At 25.9% G+C, this 17,761-nt stretch carries 13 protein-coding genes, 2 pseudogenes and 1 riboswitch; of the genes and pseudogenes, 12 read left to right on the top strand and 3 right to left on the bottom strand.

Features of this window, described 5'->3' with window-relative positions; genetic code table 11:
• Positions 1-450: 450 nt before the first annotated feature.
• Entirely contained in the window at positions 451-903 is a 453-nt protein-coding gene (locus QP548_RS10125) for a hypothetical protein (RefSeq protein ID WP_061426507.1), read from the top strand.
• Between the two features lie 50 nt (positions 904-953).
• On the opposite strand, the gene QP548_RS10120 is transcribed toward QP548_RS10125, so the two are convergent.
• Positions 954-2,054 carry an AI-2E family transporter gene (locus QP548_RS10120; RefSeq protein WP_061426508.1) on the bottom strand — a complete coding sequence of 367 codons (1,101 nt, stop codon included), beginning with the start codon at positions 2,052-2,054 and terminating at the stop codon, positions 954-956.
• Between the two features lie 256 nt (positions 2,055-2,310).
• On the opposite strand from QP548_RS10120, the gene QP548_RS10115 reads away from it, so the two are divergent.
• From QP548_RS10115 to QP548_RS10095, 5 genes and pseudogenes are all read left to right on the top strand, one after another.
• Complete coding sequence (locus QP548_RS10115) at positions 2,311-2,970, top strand: isochorismatase family cysteine hydrolase (protein ID WP_061426509.1); 660 nt, start codon at positions 2,311-2,313, stop codon at positions 2,968-2,970.
• Positions 2,971-3,022: 52 nt separating this feature from the next.
• Positions 3,023-3,082: riboswitch (Fluoride riboswitch) on the top strand.
• A gap of 402 nt (positions 3,083-3,484) precedes the next feature.
• Complete coding sequence (gene glsA, locus QP548_RS10110) at positions 3,485-4,408, top strand: glutaminase A (RefSeq protein ID WP_061426510.1); 924 nt, start codon at positions 3,485-3,487, stop codon at positions 4,406-4,408.
• A 301-nt stretch (positions 4,409-4,709) separates the two neighbouring features.
• Positions 4,710-4,985: pseudogene (locus tag QP548_RS10105) on the top strand (MgtC/SapB family protein); the annotation flags it as partial.
• Positions 4,986-5,209: 224 nt separating this feature from the next.
• Positions 5,210-5,701, top strand: coding sequence for an MgtC/SapB family protein (locus QP548_RS10100; RefSeq protein WP_075808062.1), 492 nt, complete (start codon positions 5,210-5,212; stop codon positions 5,699-5,701).
• Between the two features lie 300 nt (positions 5,702-6,001).
• Positions 6,002-6,442, top strand: a complete 441-nt coding sequence (locus tag QP548_RS10095) for a hypothetical protein (protein ID WP_075808061.1) — start codon at positions 6,002-6,004, stop codon at positions 6,440-6,442.
• A 47-nt stretch (positions 6,443-6,489) separates the two neighbouring features.
• Here the strand turns inward: QP548_RS10095 and QP548_RS10090 are convergent, their stop codons facing one another.
• On the bottom strand, positions 6,490-6,660 hold the full coding sequence (locus QP548_RS10090) for a helix-turn-helix domain-containing protein (RefSeq protein WP_081092138.1): 171 nt from the start codon (positions 6,658-6,660) through the stop codon (positions 6,490-6,492).
• A gap of 63 nt (positions 6,661-6,723) precedes the next feature.
• On the bottom strand, positions 6,724-7,461 hold the full coding sequence (locus tag QP548_RS10085; protein WP_139321055.1) for a hypothetical protein: 738 nt from the start codon (positions 7,459-7,461) through the stop codon (positions 6,724-6,726).
• 494 nt (positions 7,462-7,955) lie between these two features.
• Here QP548_RS10085 and QP548_RS10080 point away from each other — a divergent pair, with 494 nt between their 5' ends.
• The 6 genes and pseudogenes from QP548_RS10080 (at position 7,956) to QP548_RS10055 (ending at position 17,566) form a co-directional block, all read left to right on the top strand.
• The gene (locus tag QP548_RS10080) at positions 7,956-9,473 is read left to right on the top strand and encodes a type I restriction-modification system subunit M (protein WP_075808059.1); all 1,518 of its coding nucleotides are present in this window, start codon (positions 7,956-7,958) and stop codon (positions 9,471-9,473) included.
• Positions 9,474-9,489: 16 nt separating this feature from the next.
• The gene (locus QP548_RS10075) at positions 9,490-10,770 is read left to right on the top strand and encodes a restriction endonuclease subunit S (protein WP_075808058.1); all 1,281 of its coding nucleotides are present in this window, start codon (positions 9,490-9,492) and stop codon (positions 10,768-10,770) included.
• 1,944 nt (positions 10,771-12,714) lie between these two features.
• A pseudogene (locus QP548_RS17015) lies at positions 12,715-12,792 on the top strand (SEC-C metal-binding domain-containing protein); the annotation flags it as partial.
• Between the two features lie 23 nt (positions 12,793-12,815).
• Complete coding sequence (locus tag QP548_RS10065; protein WP_075808056.1) at positions 12,816-15,998, top strand: type I restriction endonuclease subunit R; 3,183 nt, start codon at positions 12,816-12,818, stop codon at positions 15,996-15,998.
• 44 nt (positions 15,999-16,042) lie between these two features.
• On the top strand, positions 16,043-16,759 hold the full coding sequence (locus tag QP548_RS10060; RefSeq protein ID WP_075808055.1) for a M48 family metallopeptidase: 717 nt from the start codon (positions 16,043-16,045) through the stop codon (positions 16,757-16,759).
• 39 nt (positions 16,760-16,798) lie between these two features.
• Entirely contained in the window at positions 16,799-17,566 is a 768-nt protein-coding gene (locus tag QP548_RS10055) for a hypothetical protein (protein ID WP_075808054.1), read from the top strand.
• Positions 17,567-17,761 lie beyond the last annotated feature (195 nt).

Here is a 17,761-nt window from a genome sequence, read left to right as displayed (position 1 = left end):
CAACCAAAAACAATCAAAATCAATAAAAAACATTCAAAAATTACAAGGTATTATATTAAAAATTTTAATTATAAAATATTTTGTGATTGAATTTGGCTTTTTATGAGTTATTCTATAACTTATTATAAAGGAAAAAGATAATTTATTAATACATTCTTTAATTAAGATAAGTATAGATTAAAATAAATATAAAGTTTGGGTTAAATATTCTAGACATTATTTAGTTAAGATAATTGTAAACTTAAAAATTAAATTTTATAGTGGAAGAGAAATAATAGCTAATTTAGGAATAATAAAAAATTATGTTTTAAGGATAAAAATAAATTAGAAGAAAAGATTTGGTAAGTTAGAAATAGAGAGTAGCTAAATAAACATTTAATTATAATTTAAAAGCTGAAAACATATAAATTAATAAGGTCTAAATATTTTAAAAACAAGAGGTGTTTATATATGTTAAATAAATCAGATAATGAAATTTATATTATGGCGCCAGGTGAGGGAAATGTTTTAGATTATATTGTTTTAAATAAGGCTTTTAATTTAGAGGATTTAGAAGATATAATTAGTTTAAATTCACATAATGAATTTTTCTTTTCTCCCGTTAAGGGGGAAGTTATTAATATTTCAAAGGATTATGGATTTATAGAGATAGGAATGAAAGAGGGAGTTAATATAATAGTAAGCACTCATATAAATAAGAATATAAAAGCTATTGAGCCTATGGTTGATATTGGTGGAAATGTTTTAACTGGTCAAATACTTATGTATTTTGAAAAGGAGAATGACTGTCATATGCCAATTACTGTAGCAATAAAAAAATCTAATTTAATAAAAAAATCTATAAAATCAACAAATAGGAATATAAATATAAATGAGTATATAATGAAATTAAATTTGATTTAAAATATATTTAAGTAATAAAAAGAAGTTGTATTAAATACAACTTCTTTTTATTATTCTGCTCTATATTCAAATTTTTTAATTAATTTTAAAGTATAGATTCTAATAACTGACATAACTGGACTTCCAAGTATCATACCTATAGGACCATATATAGCTCCTCCAAGGGTAACTCCAAGGATTACTAAAAATGGGCTAAGTCCAACTCTGTTTCCTATAAGCTTAGGATCTAAGTACCAAGCATCAAATTGTTGTAATATGAAAAGATATATTAAAACAATAACTGCTTTCATTGGGCTTATAAATACATTTATAAAGAATCCTACAACCATACCTATAAATGGTCCGAAGTAAGGAATCATATTAGTTATACCAACTACCACTGATAATAAAAGGGCATATTCAGATTTCATTATTGTTAATCCAATAAAGGCTAGTACACCTATTATTAAGGAATCTATTGCTTTTATTCCAACATAAGTTCCTATTTTTTCATTAAGTATCTTTACAAATTCTAATATTTCGTTTCCAAGATCTTTACCAAAAACAATTCTTGTAACCTTACTACTATGGGCTAAGAATTTATCTTTATCTACTAAAACATATATGGAAATTAAGAATCCAAATATCCAGTTTATTATAGAACTAGTTAAGCTTATGGCAGCATCTAATAACCAGTTTGATAGTACTGTAACCATAGACCCAATAAATGTTATTAGTTTATTAGTATCTCCATGAGGTAAATAAGAGTTTATTCCTTCAGGAACTTTAAAGCTTGCCATTATTTCTGTAAATAGGTTTTGTACATAATTAGTAAATGCAGGTATATTATCTATTAATTCAATTAAACTTGTATATAATTTAGGTAATAAATAAGTTGCTGCTAGTGAAATTGATGTTACAAATATTAAGTAAGTTATTACTATACTAATTCCTCTTGTTAATTTAAATTTTTTGCTAAATAAATTTACAATTGGATTTAATATATAGGCAATAATAAATGCTAATAAAAAAGGTAATAGTACTGCTAAAATCGTATGAATAGCAGACATAACACTAGGTATATTATCTATTAACTTTATTGATAGATAAGATACTATTATTACTAATACCATTTTTATATATGATTTATTGTTTCTAAAAAATTTATTCAATATTTACCCTCCTTCTCTATAAGATTTAACATTTAATAATATAAATTACTCTTTGATTATATGGTTTTAAAATTAATTTATCAAATGAGAGTTCATGTTATATAAATATAATAAATGAAATTATTTTATGTAAGTTCTAAGAATTTATTAAGAATGAATTCTTTAATTAAATGTTAAAAATATTTAGAGTTATTGATAAAGATATGAATTGGTTACATAATAAAATAAATATAAAAAATATAGGGGGATTTAAATTATGGAGACTAAAGAACTATTATTAAATGAAAGTAATGAAATGATAAATGGAATTTATGAAAGACTTCAATCATTAGAAAGTTTAGATTTAAAAAGTTTAGATAAGAATAGGACAATGCTTTTAATAGTTGATATAAATAAAGGATTTGCTAAAGCAGGAGCTTTATATAGTGATAGGATAGAGAAGTTAATAAATCCAATAAGTAATTTAGCAAAGTATGCTTTAAATAAGGGGATAAGAGTTAAAGCTTTTACTGATTATCATACAGAAGACTCAATAGAATTAAGAGCATACCCTAAGCATTGTATGAAAGATACAGATGAATGGGAACTTGTTGAGGAATTGAACTTAGAGGGAATAGAAGTTATAAAGAAAAATTCAACAAATGGGTTTTTAGAGGAGAATTTCATATTAAATAAAGAAGAGATAGACAATGTAATAATAGTAGGAGATTGTACAGATATATGTATTTATCAATTAGCTATAAGCTTAAGGGCAGAGTTTAATAGAGTTAATAAAGATGGAGAAATATATGTACCAAAAAAACTTGTAGATACATTTGATATGCCTATGCATAAAGCTAATTTTATGAATTATGTATTTTTAAACTCTATGCTTGATAATGGTGTGAAAGTTATTGAAGATATTATTTTAGATTAGGAATATAAATTCTTTAGTAATTTAATATAAGTATTTTTAAGTAATTATAAGTTTTTTTATAGGTGATGGAGTTCGCCATTAAATACTTTATGCTAATGACTCCTACGCAATATAAGTTATATGTTTATATAGCTTATATTGTGTAGGAGTTATTTTTATGCTTAAGAATTATTAATATCAATGAATGGAGAATATAAATGATTATTGTGGATATGTACCACTTCGTATGGGATTACTTTAGTTTTCTTTGGAAGAGTTGCAACTCATTTTTTGGGAGGATCAGCAGGTATGGAAAGAACTGGAGTATAGGAACCTCATATTGATTTATAAAAAAATACACTTTTAGGATTTCATATCGGTTAAAAGCTACTTTGTTTTAAAAGAAACTTAATTTTAAAATTAAATTCGCAAATAACCTGTAGAAAAATTATATGAAGTAAAAATCTTGACTTTTGATTTTGAAATTATTAACTGTTTATAATATTTTTATAAAGTAAATTGAGAGGTGATTTTTATGGATATAAATTTAGAGGCTTTAGTAGAAGATAATAGAAAATATACAAAAGAAGGACATGTAGCTACATATATTCCGGCTCTTGCAAAGGTAAATCCAGATCAATTAGGTGTTTGTATTTATGATTTAAAAGAAAATAGAGAGTTTTCAGCTGGAGAATATGACGTTAGATTTGCAATTGAAAGCATATCAAAGGTTCCTACATTAATATTAGCTATATTAGATAATGGAATAGAAAAAGTATTTTCAGAAGTTGGAACAGAACCTTCTGGATTTGCTTTTAATTCAATTATGAATATGCAAATAAATCATAAAAATAAACCATCAAATCCATTTATTAATGCAGGAGCTATTAAAGTAGTATCTTTACTTAAGGGAAAAAATGATGAAGAACGTTTTAAAAGAATTTTAGATTTTTATAGAAAGATTATGAATGATGATGAAATTACTTTAGATACTGAAATATATTTATCAGAAAGAGAAACAGGGGATATAAACAGATCTCTTGCTTATTATATGAAAGGTAATGGAATCATGGAAGGTGATGTTACTGATATTTTGGATTCATATTTTAAACAATGTTCAGTTTTAGTTACAGCTAAGGATTTAGCAAGATTAGGTGCTGTATTAGCTAATGAAGGGGTTATGCCTTGGAATGGTGAAAGATTATTTTCAATAGAAACAGCCACTGTTGTTAAATCACTAATGACTACTTACGGATTATATGATGAATCAGGAGCTTTTTCAGTTCATATTGGACTACCATCTAAAAGTGGTGTAGGAGGAGGAATACTATCTTCAGTTCCTAATAAATGTGGTATAGGATTATTTAGTCCAGCCTTAGATGTACCAGGAAATAGTGTTGCTAGTATGAAACTTCTAAAGGAAATAGCAGATAAATTAAAATTAGATATATTTAGATAGAAGTTTTTAAATAAGTAAATTAGGTTTAAGTATGTTTAGAGTGATTAAAAATCTAAATATATTTAAGCCTATATTTTTTTAGATTTTAACAACTATTTTATAGGTTAAAGAATATTTAATAGTGTAGACATTAATAAGTAGGTTAATATTTATTTTATATTTAATAACATACTTTATATAAATATGTTGTTTAAATTAATTTTAAAATAAAAATATTCTAATATGAATTAAGACTAAATATTTTAACATTTATTTAGCATATCTTATAATAAGTTCATTTAAAGTATTTGAGGAGTTTATTATGGGATTAACTTTAAGTTTTAAAGATATAATTATAAGGTTGTTATTAGCAACAATAGTTGGAGGTGTTATAGGTTATGAAAGAGAGTATCATAATAGAGCTGCTGGATTTAGAACACAAATATTAGTTTGTGTAGGCGCAGCTATAGTTTCTTTAATAGAAATAAGATTAGGTCAGGATGTGTTCGAAGCCATAAAAGATAATTATTATATAAGAAGTGTAATAAAAATTGATTATGCTAGATTGGGAGCTCAGGTCATTTCGGGGCTTGGTTATGAGGAAGTTTTGAATGGTATCATATAGGGCGAAGTTAGTATTAGTCAGGTTTTAAGTTGTATTTAAGAAAAAAATAAATATGAAACCAATTGGTAAATATAAATATCATTTATATTTATATTTAAGTTAAAATATTTTAAGTGATTTAAACTTATTTTGATACCAAAGTTAAATTTAAATTCATATTTTAGTAGTATAACATTTATTTTATATTGAGGTTAAATATGTTAGATATATATATTCAACTAATTAAATTAGCAATAGCTTCAATTATTGGATTAATAATAGGATTCGAAAGGACTAGAAGGAAAAAAGCAGCTGGAATAGGAACATTTTCTATAGTATGTATAACATCTTGTTTATTGACACTAATATCTATACATGGATTAGGTGAAGGAGCAGATAAGTCAAGGTTAATAGCCAATATAATTACTGCAATAGGATTTGTTGCTGGAGGTGTTATTTTTACTATTAATGATAGAGAAAGAATTGAAGTAAATGGGGTAACTACTGGAGCAGAAATTTTTTGTGTAGCATCTTTAGGTATCGGAATAGGACTTGGTCTTTATGAAATAGTTTTAACTGTTGTGATATTGGTTGAGATAAATATAGTAATAGCCATGTGCATAAAAAAATATTATAAACGTAAGCAAGTTAATAAATTTAAGAAATGCAATTCTAAAGAAGAGAAAGTTATTAATGATTTGAAAACTTAATAAAATAAGACTATGTTAGCCCTCTTTGTGATAAATATGGCATAAAAACAACCACACCTTAGACTTTTCAATACATTTTAAGAATAAACTGAGTATTATTAGGGAAGAGATAGAATCACTTTCTAATGAATTAAGTTCTGAAATAAGGACCATGCAATACATTATTAAACACCATAAGAAGATTAAGGATTTTGAAAATAAATATATGGCTTGCGTAAATAAAATGAAATCTTTAGAATTTCAAAAGGGCGAAATGATTGCAGATTATATAATAAATGGTGTGGAAAAGGAGGATGACTTATGTCTGAGTTAGAGAATAGTAAAAAGAATAAGCGAGGGAGAAAATCTAAATATACAACGGAAGATTTAAAGGAATTTATAGAACACTACATTAGGAATACTAAAGTTATAGGGCAAATAGATGCTTCTAAATTAGCCAGATATGTTGAAGCTACTTTTGGCATAGATTTTGATTATCGTTACTTCAACCGAAATAAAGAAATAAAAGAGCACATAGAAGAGTTAAACCATCTTTATGTTACTAAAAGAGATGAAGAATCTAAAGAAATAATGCTAACATTCAATCCAGATAAGCTTGTGGATACCTACAGGAATGACCCAATGATGCTAAAGCATCATCTTAGAGGATTTAATACTAGATATGAGGAGATAAGCGAAAAAGTCAAGGAATATAGGGAGCAATGTCTAATTAATAAGCATGAGATACAAAAATTAAAGTAATTCTAAAAATAACATTAAATCTCATATCGAACGTATGACTGAAAGACTTAAAAATGATTAAAAATCTCCTTGTTAAAGGTATCTGTCTTACCATTTTCTATGTTATTTATTAAACCTGGCGATACATTTAAGAGTTTGGATAATTCTTGAATAGAATAGCCTTTTTCTTTACGTTTTGACCTTATTAAATTCCCAGCATTATTTATTAATTTACTCATTAATTACACTCCTCACAACAAATATACATTTATATTATGGACAAGTATTATGAATTGTATAACTTAAAAAAGTAAATTTTCATGCATAAAAGATAATAAGCATATTTGGACCATTTCTGAGTATAAATCACGATTTTGTGATATTAGATTTTCAGTCTTAATTAGATTATGTTTATCAATAAACTTAGATATGTTAACTAGAATAAAATCCTTTATAGTTATTTGTCTTTCAGGAGAATTGTTATTTAATAAAGAATTAAAAGTGTTTAATTTCATTGAAATTAAGTTTTCAACTTTTTGATTTTCTGACTTGTTTTTATATTTATCTATATCCTTATTAAGACGGTCTATTTCAGCAAGTAAAGATTCTTTTTCATTAAGTAGGTTTTGATTTTCTAAGGAGACTTTATTAAAGTTTTCTTGAAGAACAGCTAATTGGTCTGTAAGCTCTTTGTTGATTAAATTAACTTTCTCAATATTGATAGTTTCATCAATTTCTATAGATTCAGAAGAGTTTTTAATATCAATATATTCATCGATTAATTCATCAGAAATTTCATAGGTTTCATTGAAATTTTCTTTTATTAAAGAGTAAATTTCTTTATCAGTACAATTATTTAAGTTTTTATCTAGAGAGTTATTATTTTTTATTAAAGTAATGAGTGAATCTATATTAAGCTTTATCTTTTCTGAAGTTTCAAGATTAGTTTGCTCAAGTTTTACTTCTTCTAAATTTTCTTTGTTGTAAATGTTTGGTGTTTTCGATTCTTTTATTGAATTAATTTCCTTTCTAATTTGCACAGAAATATTATCATAAAGATAGAAAGGAAGTTTTTCTTTGTCTCTTAATAAATAGGTTACTTCTTTAGTGCTTTTACATTGTAACAATTTATTATATATATTAACTTCCTCATTTGAAAGAAAATTTATAATTATTATGGCTTTTAAGCAAATAGATATATAGCTTCTACAAGAATTAAAGTTATCTTCAGATAAATTTAAAGATGAAATAATATCAGATTTATTTTTCTAATAAATTTGTTTATTTCATTTGGTTTTAAATTAATAATTTCTGAAAACTTTTTGTCTTTTAAATATTTTATTACTGAATGAAGATATGGATTTTTACTCATTAAACTTTCCTTTATAATAGTAATATCTATAATATATATGTTTAGTGTTTAATAAATAGTATATAAAAACATAACTGTTTAAATTTGTTATACCTATTAAAACAATATTTAATATTATTATGATAAAATTAATATAAGATTAAAAATAAAGGAGATTAATTTATGGCAAAGCTTACACTACAAGAATTAGAATCAACGCTTTGGCAATGTGCTGATATTCTTAGAGGAGAATTATCAGCTGCTGAGTATAAAGATTATATATTTGGAATGTTATTTTTAAAAAGATTAAATGATGAGTTTAATGAAGAAAGAGAAGAGAGAAGAAAAGAGTTTTTAGAAGATGGCTTAGATAAAGAGGAGGTAAGAGAACTTTTAGAAGACCCTAGTATTTATGAGACTTTCTTTGTTCCAGAACAAGCTAGATGGGAGAAACTTAGAAATTTAACTTTAAATATAGGACCAGAATTAGATAAAGCATTTAAAGCTTTAGAAGACGAACCTAAAAACTCAGAACTTGTGGGAGTTTTAAGCACAACTAACTATAATGACAAGGAAAAGGTGCCAGATAAAAAATTAGCACAGCTTTTAGTTTTATTTAGTACAGTAAACTTAGCAAACTCAAACTTAGAATCAGAAGATATGCTAGGGGATGCTTATCAGTATTTAATAAAACAATTTGCAGACCAGGGTGGTAAGAAAGGTGGAGAATTCTATACTCCTACTGAGGTTGTTAAGGTTATTACAAATATTTTAAAACCACAAGAAGGAGATAGAATATATGACCCTACATGTGGTTCAGGTGGTATGCTTATTCAAAGTATAGAGTATGTTAAAAAGCATAGTGGAAATCCTAAGAATTTAAGTTTATTTGGTCAAGAAATAAACCTTTCAACTTGGGCAATCTGTAAAATGAATATGTTATTCCATGGAGCAAAGGGAGCAGATATTCAAAAAGGTGATACTATAAGAGAACCAAAGCATACAGAAGGTGGAGCATTAAAGGTATTTGATAAGGTATTAGCAAATCCACCATTCTCACTTAAAAACTGGGGAGTAGAAGAAGCTTCACATGATGCTTTTCATAGATTTGCTTATGGAATACCACCAAAGTCATATGGAGATTTAGCTTTCGTTGAACACATGTTAGCAAGTTTAAATATGAAAGGTAAAATGGCATCAGTAGTTCCTCATGGAGTTTTATTTAGAGGGGCAGCAGAAGGTAAAATAAGAAAAGGATTCATAGAGAATGATTTAATAGAAGCGGTAATAGGACTTCCACAAAACTTATTTTATGGAACAGGAATACCAGCAGCTATACTAGTACTTAATAAAGCAAAATCAGAAGAAAGAAAAAATAAAATATTATTTATAGATGGAAGCAATGATTTTATAAAAGAAGGAAACAAAAATAAATTAAGAGAAGAAGATATAGAAAAAATAATAACTGCATTTGATGAGTTCGAAGATGTAGAAAAATATGCAAATGTAGTAGAGTTAGAAACAATAAAAGAAAACGAATGTAACTTAAATATAAGCAGATATGTTGATACAACTGAAGAAGAAGAACCAGTAGATATACAAAAAGTAATAAATGAAATAAAAGAGTTAGAAGAAGCAGAAGTAAAAACAAAAGAGAAACTTAATGGATACCTAAAAGAATTAGGATTTGATGTTCTGTAAGGCGGTGAGTTAATAAGTGAAAAAAGAAACAAGAGAAGGCTATAAAATGACTGAGTTAGGAGAGATACCTAATGAATGGAAAATACAGTATATAGATAATGTGGCAAAAAGATATTCAGGACATACTCCTAATAAGCAAAAGGAACAATATTGGAATGGAAATATTCCATGGATATCATTAAAAGATACAAAAAAATTAGATAATAGATATATTGAGAATACAGAAGATTATACGACTGAATTAGGAATAGAAAATTCTTCGGCAGTAAAGCTACCTAAAGGAACAGTCGTTTTATCTAGGGATGCAACCGTTGGAAAAGTAGGAATAACAAAATTAGAGCCTATGGCGACAAGTCAGCATTTTATAAATTATGTTTGTGGAGAAAATATAAATAATTTATATTTATATTATTATTTATTTAGTAAAAAGAAGTTGTTTGAAAGAATTGCAATAGGCAGTACTATAAAAACTATAGGTTTAAGTTTTTTTAAAGATTTTAAAATAGCATTACCAACTAAAGAAGAACAAGAAAAAATAGCATCTATATTATCAACTATAGATGACCAAATATATATTACAGAAAGACTAATGAGAGAAAAACAGAAGTTAAAAGAAGGATTAATGCAAAAGTTTTTACAAAAAGGGATTAAAAATAAAGAGTTAAAGAAAACCGAATTAGGAGATATACCAAAATCTTGGAGAGTATTAAAATTAAAAGATTTAGGTAAAACATATTCTGGACTAACCAATAAATCAAAAGAAAACTTTGGTCAAGGAAAAGCATATATTCCATATAAAAATATTTTTATGAACTCAAAAGTCGATGAGAAGTATTTAGAGTATGTTGAAATATTAGATGGGGAAAAGCAAAATAAGGTTAAAGTTGGAGATATATTTTTTACAACTTCATCAGAAACACCTGAGGAGGCTGGTATGAGTTCAGTACTGTTGAATGATATTGGAGAACTATATCTAAATAGTTTTTGTTTTGGATTTAGGTTAAATGATTTTAATACACTTAATCCTAAATTTGCAGAGTATTTGTTAAGGGGTAATTTGGTAAGAAAATACATATCTCAAAGAGCTCAAGGCTCAACTAGATATAATATTTCGAAGAATACAATACTAGATATGAAATTACCGATACCTCCGATTGAGGAGCAAGAAAAAATATATTCAATATTAAGGACATTAGACCAAAAAATAAAACAATATCAAAATAAAAAGGAAAAATTAGAAATTTTAAAAACTGGATTAATGCAAAATTTATTAAAAGGAAAAATAAGAATTTATTAAATTATTTTTTATTATATTAGTTAATATTATAAAAAAATAATATTTAGCCAGTGAAAAAATAATTTATATATAAGTTGTTAATTAGAAAATCGTATATATAGTGATATATACTTCTACTATTAAACTAAACCACCCAATTCAAGGGGGGTTATAGTTTGAATTTAAATCTTTTATCAATAAATATTATTAAGTGGTGGTGTAACGATGATAGAAAAAATAAATGAACTGAAAGAAATTTTATCAAAATATGAAACTATGGATATACTTGGTTATATTGCAACGAAATTTATAACATTCTCAAATAATAAAGATGATTTTGCTGATAATTCTAATATATTTAATAAGACAATTTTAGATTCACCTTATAAGCAATATATTTATTTAGCTGGATTATTAATGAGCACTGATTACAAAAAAGATGAAGATAGTAAAGAAGAATTAATCGAAGATGAAATGAATTCATTTGAAGAAATAGAGAAAAAGTTAAAAAGTATAACAGATGACTATATGAAATTTTTTATTCCAGAAGATAAGAGTATAGAAGAATTACAAAACTTAAATGATATGGAAAAGAAAAAAAGACAGATTTCAATGCAAGTTTTTTTATCATATTTTAATACAGACATATTAAGATACGAAGAGCAGATTATTGAAAGATTAAATTTATTTGCTAAACCATTTGATAATATTTTGGTTGAGGAAATTGGAATAAGTGTTTCTGAATTTATAAGTTTTTATGAATTCATTAGAAGTGGTTTTTCAAAAAGTATGGAAGAGAGTAAAGGTGGATATTCAAAATTTGTTCAACAATATCAAAAACTAATGCAGAAAGTAGAAATTAAATCTAAATCTAATGTTGAAGAAGCATATGAATATATGTTGAATCAAGCTAAAAGTTTTAATAAAGAAAATTTAACAAAGATGAATGATGTATTCATTGTTTATAAAAGCGATATAATTAAAAAATATGGAGAATTAAAAGGAAATAAACTTATAGAGTTATTTTCTTTACAAAGAAAGTCAAGAGACTTTTTATATTACAATAAAAATAATGTTTTTGAAGACAAGCCGTTATGTTGGATTGATGAATATAGATTGTTTATAGTCAATCCTAAAATAGTACTATCAGCTATATATAAATATGTAATATCTTTTTTAGAAGAGTTGGACAACAAAAATAAAATAAAATATTACGAAGCGAGAGGAAATAAGACAGAAGAATTAACATTAAATTTATTTAGAAAAATATTTGGAGAAGAAGCTGAATATTATAAATCTGTATGTGAAATATATGGTTCTGAAGAACATGATTTGTTAATTGAATATAAAGAAGAATTATTCATAATTGAAATAAAAAGTTCAAAAACTAAAGCACCTTTATTTAACCCTGATAAAGCATACAAACGAATAGTAGACCATTTTAATTCAAAATCAGGAATAGGGGGAGGTTATGAACAGGCTAATAAGTTAAAGAAGTTTATATTAAGTAGTGAAGACGTTACGTTATATAAAGATAAGGTAAATCCTTTTAAATTATATAAGAAAAATTACAAGAAAATATATACTATTATAATAACTTTAGAACAGTTTGGTCCATTAAATATAAACATGAGTCCATTACTATCATTAGGGGAATGTGATGAATACGCTTGGTCTTGTAATCTATATGATTTAGAAAATTTGGTTGATATGTTAATTTATATGGAAAAAGGGACCGAAGATTTTATTAATTATATAAATTGGAGAATATCTAGGCATGATAAATTTATAGCAAGTGATGAACTAGAAGTATTAGAAGTTTATTTTTCAAAGGATAGATTAGAAGAGAATGAAGAATATATTTATGTGCCTACTTTAGAATATAATCTAATAGATAAAATATATTTTGAGAAACATGGAGTCACATATAAACATCCAAATTTTAAAACTAAGAATATATTTAAAAAGCAAATAATAGGAAGAAATGACCCCTGTCCTTGTGGAAGTGGTAAGAAGTATAAAAAATGTTGTTTAAACAAATAATTAATTAAGTCAGAGGGATAAAAATGATATTATTAGGGAATGAAGAAACCTTGGTTGAATTACCAACAGTTGAGTATTTAGAGAAGAATTTAAGGTATTCTTTTATTCATGGTAAAGATTTAACTCCTGAAAGTGGAGCAAGAGATTCTTTAGCTGATGTTGTTTTAGTTGATAGATTAAGAGAGGCTTTAAGAAGACTTAATCCATGGATGAATAAAGAGAATTTAGATAGAGCAATTAGACATATTTCTAGAGCAGATAATCTAGGAAGTGGTTTATTAGAGATAAATGAAAAGATATATGATGCATTAGTAGATTTAACTTTTACTGTTGAACAGGATTTGTTTGGGAACGGACAGAAAAAGCCACAGACAGTTCATTTTATAGATTGGGATGATGTTGATAATAATGATTTTTTAGTTGTCAGGCAGTTTGAAGTTCAAACTCTTTCTGGAAAGTCTATATTTCCTGACATAGTTATTTTTATTAATGGTATTCCAGTAGTTGTTTTAGAAGCTAAATCTCCTTTTTTAGAAAAGGGAAATAATGAATGTATTGGAAAAAAACAAGCTTATGAACAGTTAAAAAGATATATGAATGCTAGAGATGAATCTTTAGGTGAAGGAGCTCCAAAGCTATTCTATACTAATTTTTTTACTGGAATTTTAAATAGATATAATGCTTATGTTGGAACTATAAGTTCAAGTTATAATTACTATTTAGAATGGAAAGACCCATATCCATTTAAACTTGAAGAAGTTGAAGATTATAAAAATTGTGGACAAAATATATTCTTACAAGGATTTTTAGAAAAGAAAAATCTTTTAGATTTGATGAGAAATTTTATAGTTTTTGAGGCAGAAGATGGAGTTGTAATTAAAAAGGTTTGTAGATATCAACAATTTAGAGCAGTAAATAAAGCTCTTAATAAAATTAAAAATGGAAAAGATAAGATTTCAAGAGGTGGAGTTGTTTGGCACACTCAGGGGTCTGGTAAATCTTTAACTATGGTTTTCTTAGCTAGAAAAATTAAGAGAACACAAGGATTAACAGATTCTACAATAGTTGTAGTAACAGATAGAATTGACCTTGATAAGCAAATAGCAGGAACTTTTGAAAGAACTTTAGGTAAAATAACTACTCCTGTTAGAGCTGATAAGATTGATAAAATGAAAAAATTATTATCGAATCCTCAACCACAAATTATAATGACTACTATTCAGAAATTTCAAAGTGAAACTGAAGAAAAGGAAGTTATGCTTGATGGAGAAAGATTAACTCAAAAATATGCTGTTGAGTATCCTGTTTTAAGCACAAAACAAAATATTATTGTATTGGCTGATGAGGCTCATAGAAGTCAATATAAGGACACAGCAGCTAATATGAGAAAGGCATTACCTAATGCTGTTTTTATTGGATTTACAGGTACTCCAATAGATAAAGAAGATAAATCAACACCAAGAACTTTTGGAGGATATATAGATAAATACTCTATTAAACAAGCCGTAGATGATGGTGCTACTGTTAAGATTGTTTATGAAGGTAGAAGACCAGACTTACAAGTAATAGGTGAATCTTTAGAAGAATTATTTGATGAAGCTTTTTCAGATAGAACTGATGAAGAAAAAGAAGCTATTAAACAAAAATATGCTAATAAAAAAACTATTGTTGAATCAGAAGATAGAATTGATGAAATTGCTAAAGATTTATTAAAACACTATAAAGAACAAATACTTCCTAATGGGTTTAAAGCACAGATTGTATGTGTATCAAGAGAAGCTTGTGTAAAATATTATGATGCTTTAAATAGACATATGAAAGAAATATTAGGTGAAGGATTTGAAGCTCAAGTAATATTCTCAGGAGATAATAATGATAAACCTCACTTAAAAAAGCATTTTACTACAAAATCAGAGCAAGAAAAGTTAATAAAAAGATTTAAGAAACCTATAAATAAGGACAAGTTAACATTTTTAATAGTTAAAGATATGTTATTAACAGGATTTGATGCACCTATTGAACAGGTTATGTATCTTGATAGACCACTAAAAGAACATACTTTACTTCAAGCTATTGCAAGGGTTAATAGAACATCAACAAGAGAAGTTGAGAGACAACTTGAAAATGGAGAAATAGTAAAAGAAAATATTACAAAGCAATGTGGATATATAGTAGATTATTATGGGATTTCAAATTACTTAGAAGATGCTTTAGCTATATTTGATAAAGAAGAATTAGGTAAACCTATGGAATCTTTAGATGATTTATATAATGAAATGTTATCTTATAGAGAATCTATAATGTCTATGTTTAGAGGTGTGGATAAAAATAATTTAGATGCTCTTGTGAATAAAATTGAGCCAGAAGATAAAAGAGCTGAATTTGAATTAATGTATAGAAAATTCTCAGGGGCAGTTGAAAGTCTTTTACCATCACATGTTGATACAGAAATATTAAATGATTTGAAATGGCTATCATATATTAGAGCGGCTGCTAAAGCTAAGTTTAGTCCAAGTGAATCAATAGATATTGCTGATTGTGGAGAAAAGGTTAGAGAAATAATAGAAACTCATTTAAAATCACTAGGAGTTAGAAGTTGGATTGAACCAATAACATTATTTGAAAAAGATTTTAAAGGTAAGATAAACACTCTAAAATCAGATGAGGCTCAAGCATCTGCTATGGAACATGCAATTAAGCATACAATTAATATTAGAAGAAAAGAAAATCCAGTTTATTATGCTTCTCTATTGGAGAGACTTCAAAAGATATTAGATGAAACAAAAAATGATTGGATTGAAAGAAAAATAAGATTAAATAAGTTTATTAAGAATCATGTTGAAGATGGAGCTGCTAATGAGGCTAGTGATTTAGGGCTAGATGAGAAAGAGTTTGCGTTCTTTAAAGTAGTAAAAAAATACTTAGAAGATGGTGGAGAAGAATTCATAGCTAAGGAAGAAAAAGCTTGCTACATATCTGATGAAACAGTAGAACTTTCTAAACAAATAGCCAAAGATGTTAGAACTGTAGTTGAAGATGTCAGTGGAATTGACTGGGTTACTAATCCTTCAAAAACTAATGATGTTGAGAGAGGAATAAAGCTTATGCTAATCAAAAAGTATGCTAAAAAAATTCCTAGGGATGTTAGAGAAAAAATAATAGAACCACTTCTAAACTTAGCTAAGATACATTTTGAAGTAGTTTAATTATATATAATTCTAAGCAGAATGATTAAAATCTGAGGTAGAATATGAAAAGTAAAATACAATTTGGAACAAAAGAAATAGAATTCAGAATTGAATTTAGAGATAGAAGAACTATAAGTATTTCTGTAGAGCCACCTAAAAATATTTTAGTAGTTGCTCCTATTAATACTTCTGAAGATGAAATTAAGGAGATAGTTAAGTCAAAAGGAGCTTGGATAGTACAAAAGCTTTTTGAATTTAGACATATACAAGAAGAGAAAGTTAAAAGAGAATTTGTTAATGGCGAATCATTCATGTACTTAGGAAGAAACTATTCACTACAAATTCATGTAGATGAAACTTTACAGAATAATTCATTTGTAAAATTATTTAGGGGAAAGTTTCATGTTTACGTAAAGGAAAAAAATGATGAAATAATAAAAAAGGCTATGGAAGAATGGTATAGAGAAAAAACTGAAGAACAAGTTGCCAAAAGAATAAAATACTATCAAAGATTCTTTAATAAAAAACCAATAGCTATAAAAGTTAAAGAACAAAAGAAAAGATGGGCTAGTTGTACAAGTAAAAACGAACTGTTATTTAACTGGAGATGTGTAATGGCTAAATCAACAGTTCTAGACTATATAATTGTCCATGAAATGTGTCATATGTATTATATGAATCATTCTCGTGAATTTTGGCAATTAGTATCTTCAGTAATGAGTGATTATGAAATTAGAAAAGATTGGCTTAGAGATTATGGGATAAGGATGGATTTATAATAACTAGAAGTAAAGTAATTTAAGGAGATATGAGTATTTATGAGTAAAAATAAAACTAAAAAAACAAAATATACTAGTATAAATTTGAATTTAGATAATGGGTTAAACATAGCATTAGATATTGATAAGGATGTAGCTAGTAAAATAAGAAAATTTACTAAAATGAAGAATTTAAACTTAAATCTTTCAAAGGTTAATGATGTATATAGGTATTTAATTTTTGGTGATAAAACTAAATTATATAAAAAAGAATTAGAACAAGATTTAGAGGTATTTGGTAAATCTAATTATAAAGATAGAAGTACTAAAGAAAGAGAAGAATATAAGAATATTGTCTTATTACTTGAATCTCCTCATAGCGATGAATATGACTCTAATAGATTTGCTATAGCGCCTGCTCAAGGAGAAACTGGAAGGCTTATAGATATGAACATTTTAACTGTATTAAGAGAATTGAAGGAATTAGAAAAAGATTTGTTTTCTAATGAAGAAAATAAATATAAGCTAATAATATCAAATCCTATACAATATCAAACATCATTATATATGTACCATAACAATAAATTAGAAGGTAAATATAAAACTTTAAGAAATAGATGTTGGAAAAAAATATGGAAAGAAGAAAAGATTAAAAATGAATTTAAAGAAAGAATGGATAAATATAAACCAGAACTTATAATAAATGCATGCACAAGTGATTTACAAGATAATGTTACTAAGTTTTTAAAAATAAATAATTTTAAAAATATATATACTTCATATCATCCAAGTTATTGGAAAGGGTTTAATATAACGAAAGAAGATTAGTTTCAGATAAATTTTATTATTTATATATATGATTAAGTAAATTTATTAGGTAATTAAATGGAAGTTATATACAACATCTATAAATAGCATTTTATTTATGAACTCAAGTGTCAAAAACAAAATGCACTTTTTAATTACAATTTCTTTTATAGGTTAAAAATAATAATTAGTAATATATTTTAATAATATCCTATA

Origin of the sequence: Clostridium sp. UMB9555A, assembly GCF_030222355.1 — a bacterium.
GTDB lineage: Bacteria > Bacillota > Clostridia > Clostridiales > Clostridiaceae > Sarcina > Sarcina perfringens.
This window is presented reverse-complemented; position numbering and strand designations above follow the sequence as displayed.